At 64.4% G+C, this 17370-nt stretch carries 22 protein-coding genes; 19 read left to right on the top strand and 3 right to left on the bottom strand.

Annotated features, from left to right (window positions below; translation table 11 throughout):
• The first annotated feature begins 13 nt into the window (after nucleotides 1-13).
• The 7 genes from NLX68_RS14795 to NLX68_RS14765 all read left to right on the top strand — a co-directional run bounded on the left by NLX68_RS14795 (nucleotide 14) and on the right by NLX68_RS14765 (nucleotide 5413).
• Complete coding sequence (locus NLX68_RS14795) at nucleotides 14-1129, top strand: chemotaxis response regulator protein-glutamate methylesterase (protein WP_254284587.1); 1116 nt, start codon at nucleotides 14-16, stop codon at nucleotides 1127-1129.
• Nucleotides 1129-1869 (top strand): flagellar motor protein, encoded by a 741-nt coding sequence (locus NLX68_RS14790; RefSeq protein ID WP_010225031.1) that lies wholly within the window; start codon nucleotides 1129-1131, stop codon nucleotides 1867-1869. The genes NLX68_RS14795 and NLX68_RS14790 overlap by 1 nt, the downstream gene beginning before the upstream one ends.
• A gap of 3 nt (nucleotides 1870-1872) precedes the next feature.
• The gene (gene motD / locus NLX68_RS14785) at nucleotides 1873-2760 is read left to right on the top strand and encodes a flagellar motor protein MotD (RefSeq protein ID WP_254284586.1); all 888 of its coding nucleotides are present in this window, start codon (nucleotides 1873-1875) and stop codon (nucleotides 2758-2760) included.
• 45 nt (nucleotides 2761-2805) lie between these two features.
• Nucleotides 2806-3594, top strand: a complete 789-nt coding sequence (locus tag NLX68_RS14780) for a ParA family protein (protein ID WP_010225035.1) — start codon at nucleotides 2806-2808, stop codon at nucleotides 3592-3594.
• Nucleotides 3594-4475 carry a CheW domain-containing protein gene (locus NLX68_RS14775; protein ID WP_254284585.1) on the top strand — a complete coding sequence of 294 codons (882 nt, stop codon included), beginning with the start codon at nucleotides 3594-3596 and terminating at the stop codon, nucleotides 4473-4475. The genes NLX68_RS14780 and NLX68_RS14775 overlap by 1 nt, the downstream gene beginning before the upstream one ends.
• A 64-nt stretch (nucleotides 4476-4539) precedes the next feature.
• Nucleotides 4540-5019 carry a chemotaxis protein CheW gene (locus NLX68_RS14770; protein WP_010225041.1) on the top strand — a complete coding sequence of 160 codons (480 nt, stop codon included), beginning with the start codon at nucleotides 4540-4542 and terminating at the stop codon, nucleotides 5017-5019.
• 1 nt (nucleotide 5020) lies between these two features.
• A complete protein-coding gene (locus NLX68_RS14765; RefSeq protein WP_010225042.1) occupies nucleotides 5021-5413 on the top strand; it encodes a DUF2802 domain-containing protein in 393 nt (130 codons plus the stop codon).
• Between the two features lie 199 nt (nucleotides 5414-5612).
• Here the strand turns inward: NLX68_RS14765 and NLX68_RS14760 are convergent, their stop codons facing one another.
• On the bottom strand, nucleotides 5613-5945 hold the full coding sequence (locus NLX68_RS14760; protein ID WP_254284584.1) for an EscU/YscU/HrcU family type III secretion system export apparatus switch protein: 333 nt from the start codon (nucleotides 5943-5945) through the stop codon (nucleotides 5613-5615).
• A complete protein-coding gene (locus NLX68_RS14755; protein WP_254284583.1) occupies nucleotides 5942-7510 on the bottom strand; it encodes a flagellar hook-length control protein FliK in 1569 nt (522 codons plus the stop codon). The genes NLX68_RS14760 and NLX68_RS14755 overlap by 4 nt, the downstream gene beginning before the upstream one ends.
• A gap of 163 nt (nucleotides 7511-7673) precedes the next feature.
• Here NLX68_RS14755 and ccmA point away from each other — a divergent pair, with 163 nt between their 5' ends.
• Genes ccmA through NLX68_RS14695 form a run of 12 tightly spaced genes read left to right on the top strand, consistent with a single transcriptional unit; the run spans nucleotide 7674 to nucleotide 16467 of the window.
• Complete coding sequence (ccmA, locus tag NLX68_RS14750) at nucleotides 7674-8306, top strand: cytochrome c biogenesis heme-transporting ATPase CcmA (protein WP_367949535.1); 633 nt, start codon at nucleotides 7674-7676, stop codon at nucleotides 8304-8306.
• Nucleotides 8303-8971: a heme exporter protein CcmB gene (gene ccmB / locus NLX68_RS14745; protein ID WP_026001415.1), complete on the top strand. Its 669-nt coding sequence runs from the start codon at nucleotides 8303-8305 to the stop codon at nucleotides 8969-8971. The genes ccmA and ccmB overlap by 4 nt, the downstream gene beginning before the upstream one ends.
• A gap of 43 nt (nucleotides 8972-9014) precedes the next feature.
• Nucleotides 9015-9791, top strand: coding sequence for a heme ABC transporter permease (locus NLX68_RS14740; RefSeq protein ID WP_010225049.1), 777 nt, complete (start codon nucleotides 9015-9017; stop codon nucleotides 9789-9791).
• On the top strand, nucleotides 9788-9964 hold the full coding sequence (gene ccmD / locus NLX68_RS14735) for a heme exporter protein CcmD (protein ID WP_010225050.1): 177 nt from the start codon (nucleotides 9788-9790) through the stop codon (nucleotides 9962-9964). Before NLX68_RS14740 ends, ccmD begins: the two co-directional genes overlap by 4 nt.
• The gene (gene ccmE / locus NLX68_RS14730; protein WP_254284582.1) at nucleotides 9961-10419 is read left to right on the top strand and encodes a cytochrome c maturation protein CcmE; all 459 of its coding nucleotides are present in this window, start codon (nucleotides 9961-9963) and stop codon (nucleotides 10417-10419) included. Before ccmD ends, ccmE begins: the two co-directional genes overlap by 4 nt.
• Nucleotides 10420-10430: 11 nt before the next feature.
• On the top strand, nucleotides 10431-12404 hold the full coding sequence (locus NLX68_RS14725; protein ID WP_254284633.1) for a heme lyase CcmF/NrfE family subunit: 1974 nt from the start codon (nucleotides 10431-10433) through the stop codon (nucleotides 12402-12404).
• Nucleotides 12401-12934: a DsbE family thiol:disulfide interchange protein gene (locus tag NLX68_RS14720; protein WP_010225053.1), complete on the top strand. Its 534-nt coding sequence runs from the start codon at nucleotides 12401-12403 to the stop codon at nucleotides 12932-12934. The genes NLX68_RS14725 and NLX68_RS14720 overlap by 4 nt, the downstream gene beginning before the upstream one ends.
• Nucleotides 12931-13407, top strand: coding sequence for a cytochrome c-type biogenesis protein (locus NLX68_RS14715; RefSeq protein WP_254284581.1), 477 nt, complete (start codon nucleotides 12931-12933; stop codon nucleotides 13405-13407). The genes NLX68_RS14720 and NLX68_RS14715 overlap by 4 nt, the downstream gene beginning before the upstream one ends.
• Nucleotides 13400-14602 (top strand): c-type cytochrome biogenesis protein CcmI, encoded by a 1203-nt coding sequence (ccmI, locus tag NLX68_RS14710; protein ID WP_254284580.1) that lies wholly within the window; start codon nucleotides 13400-13402, stop codon nucleotides 14600-14602. The genes NLX68_RS14715 and ccmI overlap by 8 nt, the downstream gene beginning before the upstream one ends.
• A gap of 10 nt (nucleotides 14603-14612) precedes the next feature.
• Nucleotides 14613-15026: a hypothetical protein gene (locus tag NLX68_RS14705; protein ID WP_010225056.1), complete on the top strand. Its 414-nt coding sequence runs from the start codon at nucleotides 14613-14615 to the stop codon at nucleotides 15024-15026.
• Nucleotides 15027-15073: 47 nt separating this feature from the next.
• A complete protein-coding gene (locus NLX68_RS14700) occupies nucleotides 15074-16012 on the top strand; it encodes a 2-hydroxyacid dehydrogenase (protein ID WP_254284579.1) in 939 nt (312 codons plus the stop codon).
• A 47-nt stretch (nucleotides 16013-16059) separates the two neighbouring features.
• Nucleotides 16060-16467: a GFA family protein gene (locus tag NLX68_RS14695; RefSeq protein ID WP_254284578.1), complete on the top strand. Its 408-nt coding sequence runs from the start codon at nucleotides 16060-16062 to the stop codon at nucleotides 16465-16467.
• Here the strand turns inward: NLX68_RS14695 and NLX68_RS14690 are convergent.
• Entirely contained in the window at nucleotides 16460-17353 is an 894-nt protein-coding gene (locus NLX68_RS14690) for a LysR substrate-binding domain-containing protein (RefSeq protein WP_254284577.1), read from the bottom strand. The genes NLX68_RS14695 and NLX68_RS14690 overlap by 8 nt on opposite strands.
• Nucleotides 17354-17370 lie beyond the last annotated feature (17 nt).

The raw sequence follows: 17370 nt of genomic DNA, 5'->3' as shown, positions 1-17370 counted from the left end.
TAATGGAGTGTTTATGGCAGTCAAGGTCCTGGTGGTGGATGATTCCGGTTTCTTCCGCCGCCGTGTCTCGGAAATTCTTTCAGCGGACCCGACTATCCAGGTCGTCGGTACCGCGACCAACGGCAAGGAAGCGATCGACCAGGCGCTGTCGCTCAAGCCCGACGTCATCACCATGGACTATGAAATGCCCATGATGGATGGCATCACCGCTGTGCGTCACATCATGCAGCGTTGCCCGACCCCGGTGTTGATGTTCTCCTCGCTGACCCATGAGGGCGCCCGCGTTACCCTTGACGCCCTGGATGCCGGTGCGGTCGATTACCTGCCGAAAAACTTCGAAGACATCTCGCGCAACCCCGAGAAGGTCAAGCAGCTGCTGTGTGAAAAGGTTCATACCATTTCCCGCAGCAACCGTCGTTTCAGCGCCTACACCAGCCCCGCGCCAGCCCCGGCACCGAGCCCCCAGCCGAGCGTCAGCAGCCTGGGCAGCACACCTGCGCCACGCGCCGCAGCCCCGGCACGTGCCAGCGCAGCGGCGGCCAGTGCGTCGCCAGCGCCCAAGCGCAAGCCGTACAAGCTGGTGGCCATTGGCACCTCCACCGGTGGCCCGGTGGCCCTGCAGCGGGTTCTGACCCAGCTGCCGGCCAATTTCCCGGCGCCGATCGTATTGATTCAGCACATGCCGGCGGCCTTCACCAAGGCCTTCGCCGAACGCCTCGACAAGCTGTGCAAGATCAGCGTCAAGGAAGCCGAGGACGGCGACATCCTGCGCCCGGGCCTGGCCCTGCTGGCCCCGGGTGGCAAGCAGATGATGGTCGATGGTCGCGGCACAGTGAAGATCCTGCCGGGCGATGAGCGCCTGAACTACAAGCCGTGCGTGGACATCACCTTTGGCTCGGCGGCCAAGTCCTACGGCGACAAGGTGCTGTCGGTGGTGCTCACCGGCATGGGCGCCGATGGCCGCGAAGGCGCGCGCCTGCTCAAGCAGGGCGGCAGCACGGTGTGGGCCCAGGATGAAGCCAGCTGCGTGATCTATGGCATGCCCATGGCCATCGTCAAAGCCAACCTGGCAGATGCGGTGTACAGCCTGGACGAGATCGGCAAGCACTTGGTCGAGGCCTGCGTCTGATGGATGTCTTGAGCCTCATCGGGATCATCCTGGCATTTGTCGCCATCGTTGGTGGCAACTACCTCGAAGGCGGTCATCTGTCGGCGCTGCTCAACGGTCCGGCGGCGTTGATCGTGCTTGGCGGCACGCTGGCGGCAGCCTTGCTGCAATCGCCGATGAGTGCCTTCAAGCGTGCGCTGCAGATTGTGCGCTGGATTATCTTTCCGCCACGGGTCGACCTGGCCGGCGGTATCGACCGGGTGGTCAACTGGTCGCTGACCGCGCGCAAGGAAGGCCTGCTGGGCCTTGAAGGGGTGGCCGATGCCGAGCCGGACCCGTACGCGCGCAAAGGTTTGCAGTTGCTGGTCGATGGCGCTGAACCCGAGGCCATCCGCAGCATCCTCGAGGTTGACTTCTACACCCAGGAAAGCCGTGATGTGCAGGCTGCCAAGGTGTTCGAAAGCATGGGCGGCTATGCGCCGACCATCGGTATCATCGGTGCGGTGATGGGCTTGATCCATGTGATGGGCAACCTCGCTGACCCGTCGCAGTTGGGCAATGGCATTGCCGTGGCCTTTGTCGCCACCATTTATGGTGTCGCCAGTGCCAACCTGATCCTGCTGCCGATCGCCAACAAGCTCAAGGCCCTGGCCCTGCGCCAGTCGCGCTACCGGGAAATGCTCCTGGAAGGTTTGCTGTCGATCGCCGAAGGCGAGAACCCGCGCTCGATCGAGCTGAAGCTTCAGGGCTTCATGGAGTAACACATGGCGCGCCGTCGACAACCCGAAGAGCATGAAAACCACGAACGCTGGCTGGTGTCCTATGCCGACTTCATCACCTTGCTGTTCGCCTTCTTCGTGGTCATGTATTCGATTTCCTCGATCAACGAGGGCAAGTACAAGGTCATTTCCCAGGCCTTGATCGGCGTGTTCAACGACCCCGAGCGAAGCATGAAGCCGATCCCCATCGGCGACGAGCGCCCGCTCAGCGTCAAACCGGCCGAGCCGTTGATCAAGGACAGCGAGCAGGTCGATGCGGGCCTGGCGCAGACCAGCAGCGACCCCCTCAAGACCATCACCGATGATGTGCGCGACGCCTTCGGCGACCTGATCAAGTCCGACCAGATGACCGTGCGCGGCAACGAGCTGTGGGTCGAGATCGAACTCAATTCCTCGCTGCTGTTCGGCAGCGGCGACGCCATGCCCAGCGATGTGGCGTTCAACATCATCGAGAAGGTGGCGAGCATCCTCAAGCCGTTCGCCAACCCGGTGCATGTCGAAGGCTTTACCGATGACCTGCCGATTCGCACCGCGCAGTACCCGACCAACTGGGAGCTGTCGTCGGCGCGGGCGGCGAGTATCGTCCGTCTGCTGGCCATGGAAGGGGTGAACCCGGCGCGTATGGCCTCGGTCGGCTACGGCGAGTTCCAACCGATTGCCGCCAACGACTCCGCCGAAGGCCGCGCGCGTAACCGACGGGTGGTGCTGGTGATCTCGCGCAACCTGGAGGTTCGCCGCAGCCTGACCGGTACTGGCAGCGCCAATGCCACCCCGGATGCAGCCATGAAGCGGGCTGGCACACAAACTGCACCGGCAGCGGTAGCACCGACGGTGGACGACAATCGCGTCAATTCCCCGTCACCGACCCTATAACCGATCCCGGCAGGGCAGGCTGCCGTACCGGGAGGAAGCAACGCAATGAGAGTCTGGGCAGTAGCCAATCAAAAAGGTGGAGTCGGCAAGACCACCACCTCCATCGCCCTGGCCGGCCTGCTGGCCGAGGCGGGCAAGCGCGTGGTTGTCGTCGACCTCGACCCGCACGGGTCGATGACCAGCTATTTCGGGCATAACCCCGATGCGCTGGAGCACAGCTGCTACGACCTGTTCCTGCACAAGGGCACGGTGCCCGAAGGCTTGCCCGGGCAATTGCTGCTGCCGACCAGTGACGAGAAGATCTCGCTGTTGCCGTCGAGCACCGCCCTGGCCGTGCTCGAGCGTCAATCGCCGGGCCAGAGTGGCCTGGGCCTGGTGATCGCCAAGTCTCTGGCGCAGCTGTGGCAGGATTTCGACTACGCCATCATCGACAGCCCGCCGTTGCTCGGTGTGCTGATGGTCAACGCCCTGGCGGCCAGCCAGCAACTGGTGATCCCGGTGCAGACCGAGTACTTGGCAGTCAAGGGCCTGGAGCGCATGGTCAGCACCCTGGCGATGGTCAACCGCTCGCGCAAGCAGGCCTTGCCCTATCACATCGTGCCGACCCTGTTCGACCGCCGCACCCAGGCCTCCATGGGCACCTTGCGGGTGCTGCGCGACGCCTACCCCGAACATATCTGGCAGGGCTACATCCCGGTCGACACGCGCCTGCGTGATGCCAGCCGGGCCGGGCAGACGCCGTCGCAATTCGACGGCAAAAGCCGCGGCGTGGTGGCCTACCGTGCGCTGCTCAAGCACCTGCTGACGCAGAACCTTGCCTTGCAGGTGGCCTGATGAATCGCCCTCAACAGCTTGCCAGCCGGCCACAACTGGCCCTGCAGAGCTACCTCGATGGCTTGCTGCAGGAGGCCACCGAAGAACTCGATGAGGTAGTGCCGGTATCGGTCGAGCCGGACGAGTTCCAGGCGGCGGTACGTGAAGAGCAGGCCCGTGATGCCCAGGTTGCGGCCCAGGCGGCGGTGACGCCTGCGCCCCGGCCATTTGCCGAACCGCCGCGGCCGGTGTTGCCGCTGACCTTGCCGCCGGTGGTCGAGCCGGTAGTCGAGCCCATAATCGAGCCCGTAGTCGAAGCGCCCCAGCCGCTGGCCGAGATTGCCCAGGTTGCGCCGGTCGAGCCGCTGGTGGACGTGCACCTGCCGCCAGCCCCCAACCAACCGGTACCGCCGGCCACTATCGACGGCCGTCCGGCCTGGGCCGCAGAGCCGTTCGAATGCCTGTTGTTCGACGTTGCGGGGCTGACCCTGGCGGTACCGCTGGTGTGCCTGGGTTCGATCTACTCGCTGGCTGGCCACGAATTGACACCGTTGTTCGGCCAGCCGGACTGGTTCCTCGGCATCCTGCCCAGCCAGAGCGGCAACCTCAAGGTCCTGGACACCGCCCGCTGGGTCATGCCCGACCGCTATCGGGATGACTTTCGCCAGGGCCTGCAGTACGTGATTTCGGTCCAGGGCTACGAATGGGGGCTGGCGGTGCATCAGGTCAGCCGCTCGTTGCGCCTGGACCCCAACGAGATCAAATGGCGCAGCCAGCGCGGCCAGCGGCCATGGCTGGCCGGTACCGTAATCGAACACATGTGCGCGCTGCTCGACGTCGCCGAACTGGCCGAGTTGATCGCCAGTGGCGCAGTCAAGCAGCTGCACGACACCCATAAATAATCGGCCGCATCTGCCGCGACCGCACTGAGCACACCGCCGATGGCGGATTTTGAGGGATAGGGGAATGAAAAAATCGTCTGCACAAGGTTCCGAAGATCCGATCCTGCAGTGGGTGACCTTCAAACTGGACAACGAGTCCTACGGCATCAACGTGATGCAGGTGCAGGAAGTCCTGCGCTACACCGAGATCGCCCCGGTCCCGGGTGCCCCGAGCTACGTGCTGGGCATCATCAACCTGCGCGGTAACGTGGTTACCGTGATCGACACCCGCCAGCGCTTCGGCCTGCTGTCCAGCGAGATCACCGACAACACCCGTATCGTCATCATCGAGGCCGACAAGCAAGTGGTCGGCATCCTGGTCGACAGCGTTGCCGAAGTGGTTTACCTGCGTCAGTCGGAAATCGAGACCGCACCGAATGTCGGCAACGAGGAATCGGCCAAGTTCATCCAGGGCGTGTGCAACAAAAACAACGAACTGCTGATCCTGGTCGAGCTGGACAAGATGATGACCGAGGAAGAGTGGTCCGAGCTGGAGAACATCTGAGTTGATCCTTGAGGTTGCAGTCATATTTCTGGCGCTGCTGTGGGCGGTCAGCCTGTGGTTCTTCCTGAACTACAGCAAGCGCCAGCGTGAGCTGGCCGCGCAACAGGCCCAAGGTGATGCCGTGCGCGACCAGCGCATCAAGGACCTGGGCAAACGTCTGGACGACTACCAGAACGGCAGCGTGCGCATGGGCGAAGCCTTGCACGAGCTGCGGGCGGTGGTTGCCCCCTTGCCGGACAAGCTCCTGCAACTGGAGCAGCGTGACCCCAACAGCCTGTCGTTCGCGCAAGCGGCGCGGCTGGTGGGCATGGGTGCCAGCGTCGATGAACTGACCCAGTCCTGTGGCTTGACCCAGGCTGAGGCGGAGTTGATGAGCAAGTTGCACCGTAGCTGAAATCGATCGCGGCCTGTGGGAGCCGGCCTTGCCGGCGATCGACCGCGCAGCGGTCGTGATCCAGTCACTGCCTGGTGTGCTGGCTATACCGGCCTCATCGCTGGCAAGCCAGCTCCCACAGGTTTTGCACAATCCCTGAAAGCACCATCAATCCTGTGGGAGCGGCGGTGCGACGACTCGACTTGACCCGCGATGCCTTTCAGGCACCCGGCAGTCTCCGATCGGTGGGGGTGATATCGCGCTCCTGCGGCCCTTCATCGACAAACCCCACTGGCACCTTGCCCTTGAGCTGCCAGGCAAAGGCGATGATCTCGGCGATGGTCAGGTACAGCGCCTCGGGAATCTGATCGCCCAATTCCATGCGTGCCAGCAGGCGCACCAGTTCGGCGTTTTCATAGATCGGCACTTCGTGCTCGCGGGCAATCGCCAGGATTGCCTCGGCCAGCTCATCATCACCCTTGGCACTGAGGGTCGGGGCCTGCTGGCCGTCATAGGTCAGGGCAATGGCCTGGCGTGGGCTTTTATCAATCATGCTTGTTCATCCACCCAGCGCTGTTCCAGGTGCGTGCGTGGTCCTTGGGGCGGTGTGCCGTGATGGCACTGCAGTTCGCCGACGTTCAGGCCGCGTGCCAGCAGACGCTCGCGCAAGTGGCCGAGCTGGCTTTCGATCAGCTGCGCGGTGCTCGGCAGTTCGGCCCACAGCTGGCTGGACAGGCTACCTTGGCTGATTTGTGCCTGCACTTGCAGTGGCCCCAGCGGATGCAGGTCGAAAGACAGCTCGATGCGCCAGAGCATCTCCAGCGGGTCGCGGCGCTCGCGCTCCGGGTCGCTTTGCTGCTCCGGGGTTTCTTCGCGTTGCAGTTTCATTTGCAGGGGCATGAAGTCCTGGCCGGTGCGCAGCGGGATTTCCAGTTGCCAGGTGGTCTGCAGGTTGCCATCGGCGGTGGTGCCGGTCTGTTCCAGGCTTGCCAGCTGATGGCTTTGCAGGCGCGAGATGGCCGCAGCGGCCAGGCGCAGCAAATGCTCAAGGTCACCTTCGCCGTCCTGGCTCTGCAGCAAGCGCGAGGGCAGGGGAAAGCCACCGGGATGTGGCCGCGGGCTGACCTGGCCGAGCATGCCCAGGGCATTGCGGACCATGCCGGGCATGACCTGGGCCAGGGTGCTGGCGGCAGCGCCCGGGTTGAACGTGGCGTTGCCGGGCAGCCCCGGCAACAGTTGCGCCACCAGGCGTACCACCTGTGCCTTGAGGTCGGGGGCAAGCACGGCTGGCAGCCCGGCCAGCAGCTTGGCCTCAAGAAACACGCCGCTGTTGCTCAAGGCCTGTGCCAGGCCCTTGGGGTCGCTGAGCTGGCGTATGTCCGGCAGGCTGGCCAGCAGCTTGTCTACCGTGGCGCGCACTTCGCCCGTTTGGCTATCGTCGTTGCGCAACTGCTGCAGGGTGGTGAGCAAACCTTGCAGGGACGCCTGGCGACTCTGCTGGGTACTTAGCTGCTGGGTAATCGCCAGTTGCTCCTGGCGCCCGCTGAGCGGTACGAAGCTCAGTGATTGATCACTCTGCACCCGAGCGCTGAGCAAGCTGCCTACCGGCAATGGGCGCGGGCTGTCGATGGCCAGGGTAGCACCGGCCTGGGGGCCGCCGAGCAGGGTTACCAGCGAGCGGAACTGCGCCAGTTGGCCGGCGTTCTGCGGTAGTGCCTGGCTGGTCAGCACCTTGCCTTGCAGCAGGGAGCCCACCGGCAGTTCGCGGGTGTCGATGCGGGTCAGGGTGGCCACGTTGCTGGCAATGGCCTGCTGCACGCTGATGGTCAGGTTGGCGCTGCTGCTCTGGCTCACCGTCAGCTGGCTGCCCTGGGCCAGGGGCAGGGTGCTGCTGGCCTGGACGTTGGTCTGCTTGCCGTTGTCCTGGGTGAGCTTGAGCAGCATCTGGAAGTCCTGACCGACCTGGCGCAGGGTCAACACTTCGGCCTTGGCGGTTTCGCCCGGGGCCAGCAGCGCCTGTTGCGGCTGCAGCAGGCGCAACAGCTCGGCGGTCATCGCCGCGCGTAGCGGCGGGTTGGCCGGGATCAGTGCAGCTAGGTTATTGATTTCGCCTGTCATCCGCTCGCAACCTGTTGAAATAGCCCTCTTTACAGTAGGACATCACATGTATAATGCCGCCCGATCTTTGGCGATCAGCGCGGCCGGGCCACATCGTCGTTGCCAGTATAACGGCAAGGCCGGGACCGACTTGAGACAGGCATCCCAAGCATAAGGCGAAACCGTGACCCCTCATCTCCAAGCCGTGGGCCTGGCCTGCGAGCGCGACTGGCGAATGCTCTTCGAAAACCTCGAATTGCACCTGGGCGCAGGCGACATGCTGCAGATCAGCGGCCCCAACGGCAGTGGCAAGACCAGCCTGCTGCGCCTGATGGCCGGCCTCATGAGCCCGACAGCCGGGCAGATCCACCTCGATGGCAAACCACTGGCCGAGCAGCGCAACGAGTTGGCGCGCATCCTCTTGTGGATCGGCCATGCCGCCGGTATCAAGGACGTGCTAAGCCCCGAGGAAAACCTCGCCTGGCTCTGCGCCCTGCATCGCCCGGCAGCGCCTGCGGCAATCCGCGAGGCCCTGGACGCGGTCGGGCTGCGTGGCTTCGAAGACGTGCCTTGCCATACCCTGTCGGCCGGTCAGCAACGCCGCGTGGCCCTGGCCCGCCTGTACCTGGACAGCCCGCCGCTGTGGATTCTCGACGAACCCTTCACCGCCCTCGACAAGCAGGGCGTGGCTCAGCTTGAAGCGCACCTGGCCGCCCATTGCGAGCAGGGCGGCATGGTCGTGCTGACCACCCACCACACGCTGGAACGCAAACCGTCCGGTTACCGTGAACTGAACCTGGGGCAGTGGGCCGCATGAGTGTGTTTGTGCTGTTGTTGCGCCGTGAAGCGCGTCTGTTGTGCCGACGTCCCGCCGAACTTGCCAACCCGCTGGTGTTCTTCGCCATCGTCGTCGCCCTGTTCCCGTTGGCGGTCGGTCCCGAGACTCAATTGTTGCAAACCTTGTCTCCGGGACTGGTCTGGGTGGCAGCGCTTTTATCGGTTCTGCTCTCGCTGGACGGGCTTTTCCGCAGTGATTTCGAGGATGGCTCGCTGGAGCAGTGGGTCCTTTCGTCGCACCCCCTGCCTCTTCTGGTGCTGGCGAAAGTGCTGGCACACTGGGCCTTTTCCGGCCTGGCACTGGTATTGTTGGCACCCTTGCTGGCACTGATGCTAGGTTTGCCTGCGGCCTGCCTGCCGGTACTGCTGGCATCGCTTTTGCTCGGTACCCCGGTACTGAGCCTGTTGGGCGCCGTGGGTGCGGCTCTGACAGTCGGTTTGAAACGTGGCGGCCTGCTGCTGGCGCTACTTATTTTGCCGTTATATATCCCGGTATTGATCCTGGGCAGTGGCGCCTTGCAGGCGGCATTGCAAGCTATGCCGGCGACCGGTTATCTGCTCTGGCTTGGCAGCCTGACCGCCCTGGCAGTAACTCTGGCACCCTTTGCAATAGCGGCTGGCCTGAAGATCAGCGTCGGCGAATAATGAGGTCTGGGCACTGCCCAGCAAAGACCCTGGATGTACCGTGATGAAAAGCAGCGCAATCAGCTGGACGTGGTTTCACAAACTGGGTTCACCCAAATGGTTCTATTCCATCAGCGGGCGGATGCTGCCGTGGCTGGCGATTGCCGCCCTGCTGCTGATCGGCGTCGGCATGGTCTGGGGCCTGGCCTTCGCGCCGCAGGACTACCAGCAAGGTAACAGCTTCAGGATCATCTACATCCACGTGCCGGCGGCGATGCTCGCCCAGTCCTGCTATGTGATGCTGGCGGTGGCCGGGGTGGTGGGCCTGGTATGGAAAATGAAAATTGCCGATGTTGCCCTGCAGTGCGCGGCGCCCATCGGTGCCTGGATGACCGCCGTGGCGCTGGTTACCGGCGCCATCTGGGGCAAGCCGACCTGGGGCAGCTGGTGGGTCTGGGATGCGCGACTGACGTCGATGCTGATCCTGCTTTTCCTGTACTTCGGTCTCATTGCCCTGAGCCATGCAATCAGTAATCGTGAGAGCGCGGCCAAGGCCTGCGCGGTGCTGGCCATTGTCGGGGTGATCAACATTCCGATCATCAAGTATTCGGTGGAGTGGTGGAACACCCTGCACCAGGGCGCCACCTTCACCCTCACCGAAAAGCCGGCGATGCCCGCCGAAATGTGGCTGCCGCTGCTGCTGTCGGTGTTGGGCTTCTACTGCTTCTTCGGCGCCGTGCTGTTGCTGCGCATGCGCCTTGAAGTGCTCAAGCGCGAGGCGCGCGCCAGCTGGGTCAGGGAGGAAGTAATGAACAGCCTGGGTCGGGAGATGGCGCGATGAGCTTTGCCTCCTTCAGTGATTTTCTCGCCATGGGCCATCACGGCCTGTACGTCTGGTCAGCCTACGGCATCTGCCTGCTGGTGCTGGCCTTCAACGTCGCCTCGCCGGTGTTGGCCAAGCGTCGTTACCTGCAAGAACAGGCGCGCCGTCTGCGCCGGGAGAACAAACCGTGAATCCGCAGCGTAAAAAGCGTCTGTTCATCATCCTCGGCCTGCTGGCCGGCATCGGCGTGGCCGTGGGCCTGGCCCTGAGCGCCCTGCAGCAGAACATCAACCTGTTCTACACCCCGACCCAGATCGCCAACGGCGAAGCACCGCTGGACACCCGCATCCGCGCCGGCGGCATGGTCGAGAAAGGCTCGCTGCAACGCTCTGGCGACTCGCTGGACGTGCGCTTCGTGGTCACCGATTTCAACAAGTCGGTGCCGATCACCTACCGCGGCATCCTCCCGGACCTGTTCCGCGAAGGGCAGGGCATCGTCGCCCTGGGCAAGCTCAATGCCGAAGGCGTGGTGGTGGCCGATGAAGTGCTGGCCAAGCACGACGAGAAGTACATGCCGCCGGAAGTCACCAAGGCCCTCAAGGAAAGCGGCCAGGCCGCCGCCAGCGACACCGGAGCCAAGCCATGAATGCGGCACTGATCATTCCTGAACTGGGCCAGCTGGCGATGATCCTGGCGATCTGTTTCGCCTGCGTCCAGGCCAGCGTTCCGTTGCTTGGCGCCTGGCGTGGCGACAGCCTGTGGATGGGCCTGGCGCGCCCGGCGGCCTGGGGCCAGTTCGCCTTCCTGGCATTTGCCTTCGCCTGCCTGAGCCACGCCTTCATGACCGACAACTTCTCGGTCGCCTATGTTGCCAACAACTCCAACAGCGCCTTGCCCTGGTACTTCAAGTTCAGCGCCGTGTGGGGCGCCCACGAAGGCTCGCTGCTGCTCTGGGCAATGATCCTCGGCGGCTGGACCTTTGCCGTGTCGATCTTCTCCCGGCAATTGCCACAGGTGATGCTGGCGCGGGTGCTGGCCGTCATGGGCATGATCAGCGTCGGCTTCCTGTCGTTCCTGATCATCACCTCCAACCCGTTCAAGCGCCTGCTGCCGCAGGTACCGAGCGACGGCGCCGACCTCAACCCGCTGCTGCAGGACATCGGCCTGATCGTCCACCCGCCGATGCTGTACATGGGCTACGTGGGCTTCTCGGTGGCCTTTGCCTTCGCCATTGCCGCCTTGCTCGGCGGCCGTCTGGACGCCGCCTGGGCCCGCTGGTCGCGGCCGTGGACCATCGTTGCCTGGGCCTTCCTGGGGATCGGCATCACCCTCGGTTCCTGGTGGGCGTACTACGAACTGGGCTGGGGCGGCTGGTGGTTCTGGGACCCGGTCGAGAACGCCTCGTTCATGCCCTGGCTGGTCGGCACCGCGCTGATTCACTCGCTGGCAGTTACCGAGAAGCGCGGCGTGTTCAAAAGCTGGACGGTGCTGCTGGCCATCGCGGCCTTCTCCTTGAGCCTGCTGGGCACCTTCCTGGTCCGTTCCGGGGTCTTGACCTCGGTGCATGCCTTTGCCTCGGACCCCGAGCGCGGCATCTTCATCCTGATCTTCCTGTTGTTCGTGGTCGGTGGTTCGCTGACCCTGTTCGCCCTGCGCGCACCGGTGGTCAAGAGCCAGGTCGGCTTTGCCCTGTGGTCGCGGGAAACCCTGCTGCTGGCCAACAACCTGGTGCTGGTGGTGGCGGCTTCGATGATCCTCCTGGGCACCCTGTACCCGTTGATCCTCGACGCCCTGACCGGTGCCAAGCTGTCGGTCGGCCCGCCGTACTTCGATGCGCTGTTCATCCCGTTGATGGCGCTGCTGATGGTGGTAATGGCGGTGGGCGTGATCGTGCGCTGGAAAGACACCCCGAGCAAATGGCTGCTGGGCATGCTCACCCCGGTGCTGATCGCCAGCGCCGTGCTGGCGCCGATCGGCGGCCTGCTGGTGGATGATTTCGACTGGCAGGTGCTGACCACCTTCGCCCTGGCCGCGTGGATCATCCTCGCCGGTGCCCGCGACATCCTCGACAAGACCCGCCACAAAGGCCTGTTCAAGGGCCTGCGGGGCCTGAGCCGCAGCTACTGGGGCATGCATGTCGCGCACCTGGGCCTGGCGGTGTGTGCCCTGGGCGTGGTGCTGTCGAGCAACAACAGTGCCGAACGCGACCTGCGCCTGGCGCCGGGCGAGTCGGTGGAGCTGGCCGGTTACCAGTTCATCTTCGACGGCGCCAAGCACTTCGAAGGGCCGAACTTCACGTCCGACAAGGGCACCGTACGGGTGATCGAGAACGGCCGCGAGATCAGCGTGCTGCACCCGGAAAAACGCCTGTACACCGTGCAGCAGTCGATGATGACCGAAGCCGGTATCGATGCCGGTTTCACCCGTGACCTCTATGTCGCCCTCGGCGAGCGGCTGGACAACGGCGCCTGGGCCGTGCGGGTGCACGTCAAGCCGTTCGTGCGCTGGATCTGGCTGGGCGGCCTGTTGACCGGCCTCGGTGGCCTGCTGGCGGCGCTCGACGGGCGTTATCGAGTCAAGGTGAAAACCCGTGTGCGTGAGGCACTGGGCATGTCTGGAGCAACTGCATGAAACGTTGGATCATGGTGCTGCCGCTGGCGGTGTTTCTGCTGGTGGCGGTGTTTCTCTACCGCGGCTTGTTCCTCGACCCGAGCGAACTGCCGTCGGCGATGATCGGCAAGCCGTTCCCGGCCTTTGCCCTGCAATCGGTGGACGGCAAGCCGCTGACCGAGGCCGACCTGCTCGGCAAGCCGGCGCTGGTCAACGTCTGGGCCACCTGGTGCCCGTCGTGCAAGGTCGAGCATCCGTACCTGAACAAGCTGGCCGAGCAGGGCGTGGTGATCCACGGGGTCAACTACAAGGATGACAACGCCGCCGCACTCAAGTGGCTGGCCGAGTTCCACAACCCTTACCAGCTGGATATCCGCGACGAGCAGGGTAGCCTGGGCCTGGACCTTGGGGTGTACGGCGCGCCGGAAACCTTCCTGATCGACGCCAAGGGCATCATCCGCTACAAGCACGTCGGCGTGGTCGATGCCAGCGTCTGGCGCGAGCAACTGGCGCCGCAATACCAGAGCCTGGTCGATGAGGCCAAGCCATGAAGCGCTGGCTGGCAGCCGCCGTGCTCGGCATGAGCCTGGCCGGGGTGACCCAGGCGGCGATCGACACCTATCAATTTGCCGATGAGGCCGAGCGCGCCCGTTATCACGAGCTGACCAAGGAACTGCGCTGCCCCAAGTGCCAGAACCAGGACATCGCCGACTCCAACGCGCCGATTGCCGCCGACCTGCGCCGGGAGATCTTCCGCATGCTCGGCGAAGGCAAAAGCAACCAGCAGATCGTCGACTTCATGGTTGATCGTTACGGTGACTTCGTCCGTTACAAGCCGGCCTTGAGTGCCCGCACCTGGTTGCTCTGGTTCGGCCCCGGCGTGTTGCTGCTGGGCGGCTTTACCGTGCTCGCGCTGATCGTGCGCAAGCGTCGTGGCCAGGTTGGCGCAGGTAACACCGACCTTTCCCCCGAGGAGCGCGAGCGCCTCGCCAAATTGCTGGACAAAGAACACAACCATGACTGATTTCTGGCTTGCTGCAGGCCTGCTGTTGCTGGTAGCCCTGAGCTTTTTGCTGATCCCGGTGTTGCGCGGCCGTCGTGCGCAGCAGGAAGAAGACCGCACCGCCCTCAACGTGGCCCTGTATCAGGAGCGCGTCGCCGAGCTGGCTGCCCAGCAGGCAGCGGGTGTGCTCGATGCCGAGCAGTTCGGCAAGGGCCGCGACGAGGCCGCGCGCGAGCTGCTGGCCGATACCGAGGGCGCCGAACCGCAGCGCCTGGGCCGCCTGGGCAAGCCGTTGCCGCTGCTGGCCGCGGTGTTGGTGCCGGTGATGGGCCTGGGCTTGTACCTGCACTTTGGCGCCAGCGAGCAGGTCGAGCTGACCCAGCAGTTTGCCAAGGCGCCGCAGTCCATGGAAGAAATGACCCGTCGCCTGGAGCTGGCGGTAAAGGCCCAGCCGGATTCGGCCGAAGGCCTGTACTTCCTCGGTCGTGCCTACATGGCCCAGGAGCGTCCGGGTGACGCGGCCAAGGTTTTCGAACGTGCCGTGGCGGTTGCCGGACGTGAGCCGGAGCTGCTCGGGCAGTGGGCCCAGGCGTTGTACTTTGCCAACAACAAGCAGTGGAATGCCCAGACCCAGGCCCTGACCGACGAAGCGCTCAAGGCCGACCCGAACGAAGTCACCAGCCTCGGCTTGCTCGGCATCGCCGCCTTCGAGAGCGAGCACTATCAGCAAGCCATCGACTACTGGAACCGCCTGCTGGCGCAATTGCCCGAGGGCGATGCGTCGCGGGCAGCGCTGCAGGGCGGGATCGAGCGCGCCAGCGAGAAACTCAAGGCCGGCGAGGGCAAGGCCGCGCCGGCGGTCGCCGAGCAGGCCACGGCACGCCTGAAGGTACGGGTGGAGCTGGCGGCGGCGCTCAAGGACAAGGTCAGGCCCGATGACACCGTGTTCATCTTCGCCCGCGCAAGTGCAGGCCCGCCGATGCCGCTGGCGGCCAAGCGGGTGACCGTGGCCCAGTTGCCGATCGAGGTCGAGCTGAGCGATAGCGACGCGATGATGCCGAACATGAAACTGTCGAGCTTCCCTGAAGTCCAACTGGTTGCGCGCATCTCCCGCGCTGGCCAGCCGACCCGTGGCGAATGGATCGGGCAGGGTGCTCCCCTGGCCAGCAGCACTACCGCTGCGCAACACCTGACCATCGACCGCCCGGACCAGTAAGAGACCGACTATGAACAGCATCGCACGCCTGACCCTTCTCTCCCTGGTTGTGGGCTTGAGTGCATGTACCGTTCATCAGCCCTCCGAACCCACCGCGCCGCCGATCGAGACCCTGCCGCCGGGCCCGAGCACCAAGCCTGCGCCCAAGCCGGGCGCGGTGCCGAGCAAGCCAGCCGTCACCCCGGTGCCCAAGCCGGTGCAGCGCACTTCACCGAGTTTTGCGCCACCGCCCGGTGGCGCCAGCCACTGGGACCCGCGCCTGGGCGTGTACGTGCTCGACGGCAAGCCCAACACCTTCTACCGCCAGCGCACCTACTACCGCTGGAACAACGGCTGGAGCTGGTCAACCAACCTCAACGGCCCCTGGCAGGAAACCGACAGCAGTGGCGTGCCGGGCGGCCTGGGCCGGGCTTTCGCCCAGTAGCCTGAAGTCCGCATAATGCCCCCTCGCAAATAGCCCGGGAGCATGGCATGACACAGACAGTACTGGTGCTGGTGGAAACGGTCGACGACTACCTGCCGCTCTTGGAGAACAACGGTTTTCGCCTGATTCGCGCGCAGACCCCGGCCTTGCGCGCCGAGGCCATTGCCCGCCATGGCAGCGCGATCGACGCGGTACTGACCCGTGGTCCGCTGGGCCTGTATGCCGACGAGATCGACGCCTTGCCGGCACTGAAGATCATCTGCGTGATCGGCGCCGGTTACGAGCAGGTCGACCTGACAGCGGCTGCTGCGCGCGGCATCACCGTGACCAATGGTGCCGGCGCCAATGCCACGGCGGTCGCGGACCATGCCATGGCCTTGCTGTTGGCGGTGGTGCGCGACATTCCCCGCGCCGATGCCACGATTCGCCGTGGAGAGTGGAACCGGGTGATCAGCCCGTCGGTCAGCGGCAAGCACCTGGGGATCCTCGGTTTGGGCGCAGTCGGCCTGGCGATTGCCAAGCGCGCGGCGCAGGGCTTCGAGATGCAGGTGAGTTATCACAACCGAAATCCGCGTACCGATGTCGCTTATCACTACTGCGACAGCCCCTTGGCATTGGCCCGCGAATCGGACTTTCTGATCGTCGCCACCCCGGGCGGCGCCCATACCCGCCAGTTGGTCGACAAGCCGGTTCTTGAAGCCCTTGGCGCGGACGGCTTTCTGGTCAACATCGCCCGTGCCAGCGTGGTCAATACGGCCGATCTGGTCGAGGCCTTGGCGTCGGGGGTGATTGCTGGCGCGGCGCTGGATGTGTTCGATGAAGAGCCCGCAGTACCTGAAGCCTTGAAGGCCTTGGGCAATGTGGTGCTGACCCCGCACGTCGCCGGTCAGTCGCCGCAGGCTGCGCGCGATACCGTGCAGTTGGTGTTGAAGAACCTGCAGGCATTCTTTGCCGGCGCGCCGGTGTTGACCCCGGTCTGTGGATAACAGCTGCTAGACTTGCCGGCTACCTCTCCCAGCAAGGAGCCTTGACCATGTCCCTGGAAAAACACGGCAGCTGCCTGTGCGGCGCCGTCAAACTCAGCGTCAGCCTGGAGAAAGCCAGCGTCAACGCCTGCCATTGCAGCATGTGCCGGCAGTGGGGCGGCGGGCCGTTCCTGTCGGTGCATTGCGCTGAGCCGGTGCAGTTCACCAGCGGCCAGCCGGTGTTCCATGACTCATCCGACTGGGCCCAGCGCGGCTTCTGTGGCACGTGTGGCACGCACCTGTTGTACCGGTTGAAATCCGGCAACTTCGACGCGGTGTCGGTCGGCGTACTGGAGGGCGATACCGACTGGGTCTTTGATCTGCAGGTGTATGTCGACAAAAAACCGGGTTACTACTGTTTCGCCAACCAGACCGAAGAAATGACCGCAGCGCAGGTCGAGGCCATGTTCAGCTAAGCGCCAGTAACCATGCTTCGAATACCTGGGCCGCCGGTGAGCGCAGGGCCTGTTTGTCGTGCACCAGGTAGTCGGCTTGCCCGGTGTGCACGACAAACGCTGACACCTGGCGGATCGAGCCGGTGTCGATCCGTTCGCGGGCCATGAACTCCCAGCCCAGGCCCACGCCCATTCCCTGCATGACCGCATCGAACACCAGGTTGACCTGGTTGAACGTCACCGCATTTGCCGGTGCCTGGTAGCGCAGGCCCTGATGGGCGAACCAGTCCTGCCAGTCCAGGCAGTTCCAGGCCGAGGCATCCAGCTGAATCAACGGCAAGGCCTGCAGCTCGCTGAGTGAATGCACGGCGGGCAGGGCCCGCTTGACGCTGGCAATGGGGTAGATGGTTTCGTCGAACAGCTTGCTGGCCTTGAGCGAGCTCCAGTGGCCATGGCCGTAGAGAATGCCGAAGTCGTAGTTGCCGATATCGCTCTCGCTGATTTCGTTGCTGGCGTGAATGTTCACCGTCAGCTCCGGGTGCTGCTCGTTGAAGCGCAGCAAGCGCGGGAACAACCAGTACTGCGCCACCGCGTGGGTGCAGATGACGCTGACGTTGCGGCTGCCGTGGCCGCTTTTCAGGCGCAGCACATTGGCCAGCAGGCTTTCGAGCATGGGCTCGACGATGGCGTTGAAGCCGTCGCCTGCCGGCGTCAGGGCAATGCCCCGGGCACGGCGTTCGAACAGCACCGCGCCCAGGTGCTCCTCCAGCACCTTGATCTGTTTGCTCACCGCGCTCTGGGTCAGGTACAGCTCGCTGGCGGCACGGGTAAAGCTGCCGGTACGCGCCACAGCCTCGAAGGCGATCAGGGTGTCCAGTGGTGGCAGGTGACGGCTGAAGCGGCTCATGTGGCGATCCGGTCTGG

Source organism: Pseudomonas sp. SBB6, from assembly GCF_024213215.1.
In the GTDB taxonomy this organism is placed as follows: domain Bacteria; phylum Pseudomonadota; class Gammaproteobacteria; order Pseudomonadales; family Pseudomonadaceae; genus Aquipseudomonas; species Aquipseudomonas donghuensis.
The sequence above is the reverse complement of the archived record's forward strand: the minus strand, read 5'-3'. Positions and strand labels throughout refer to the sequence as shown.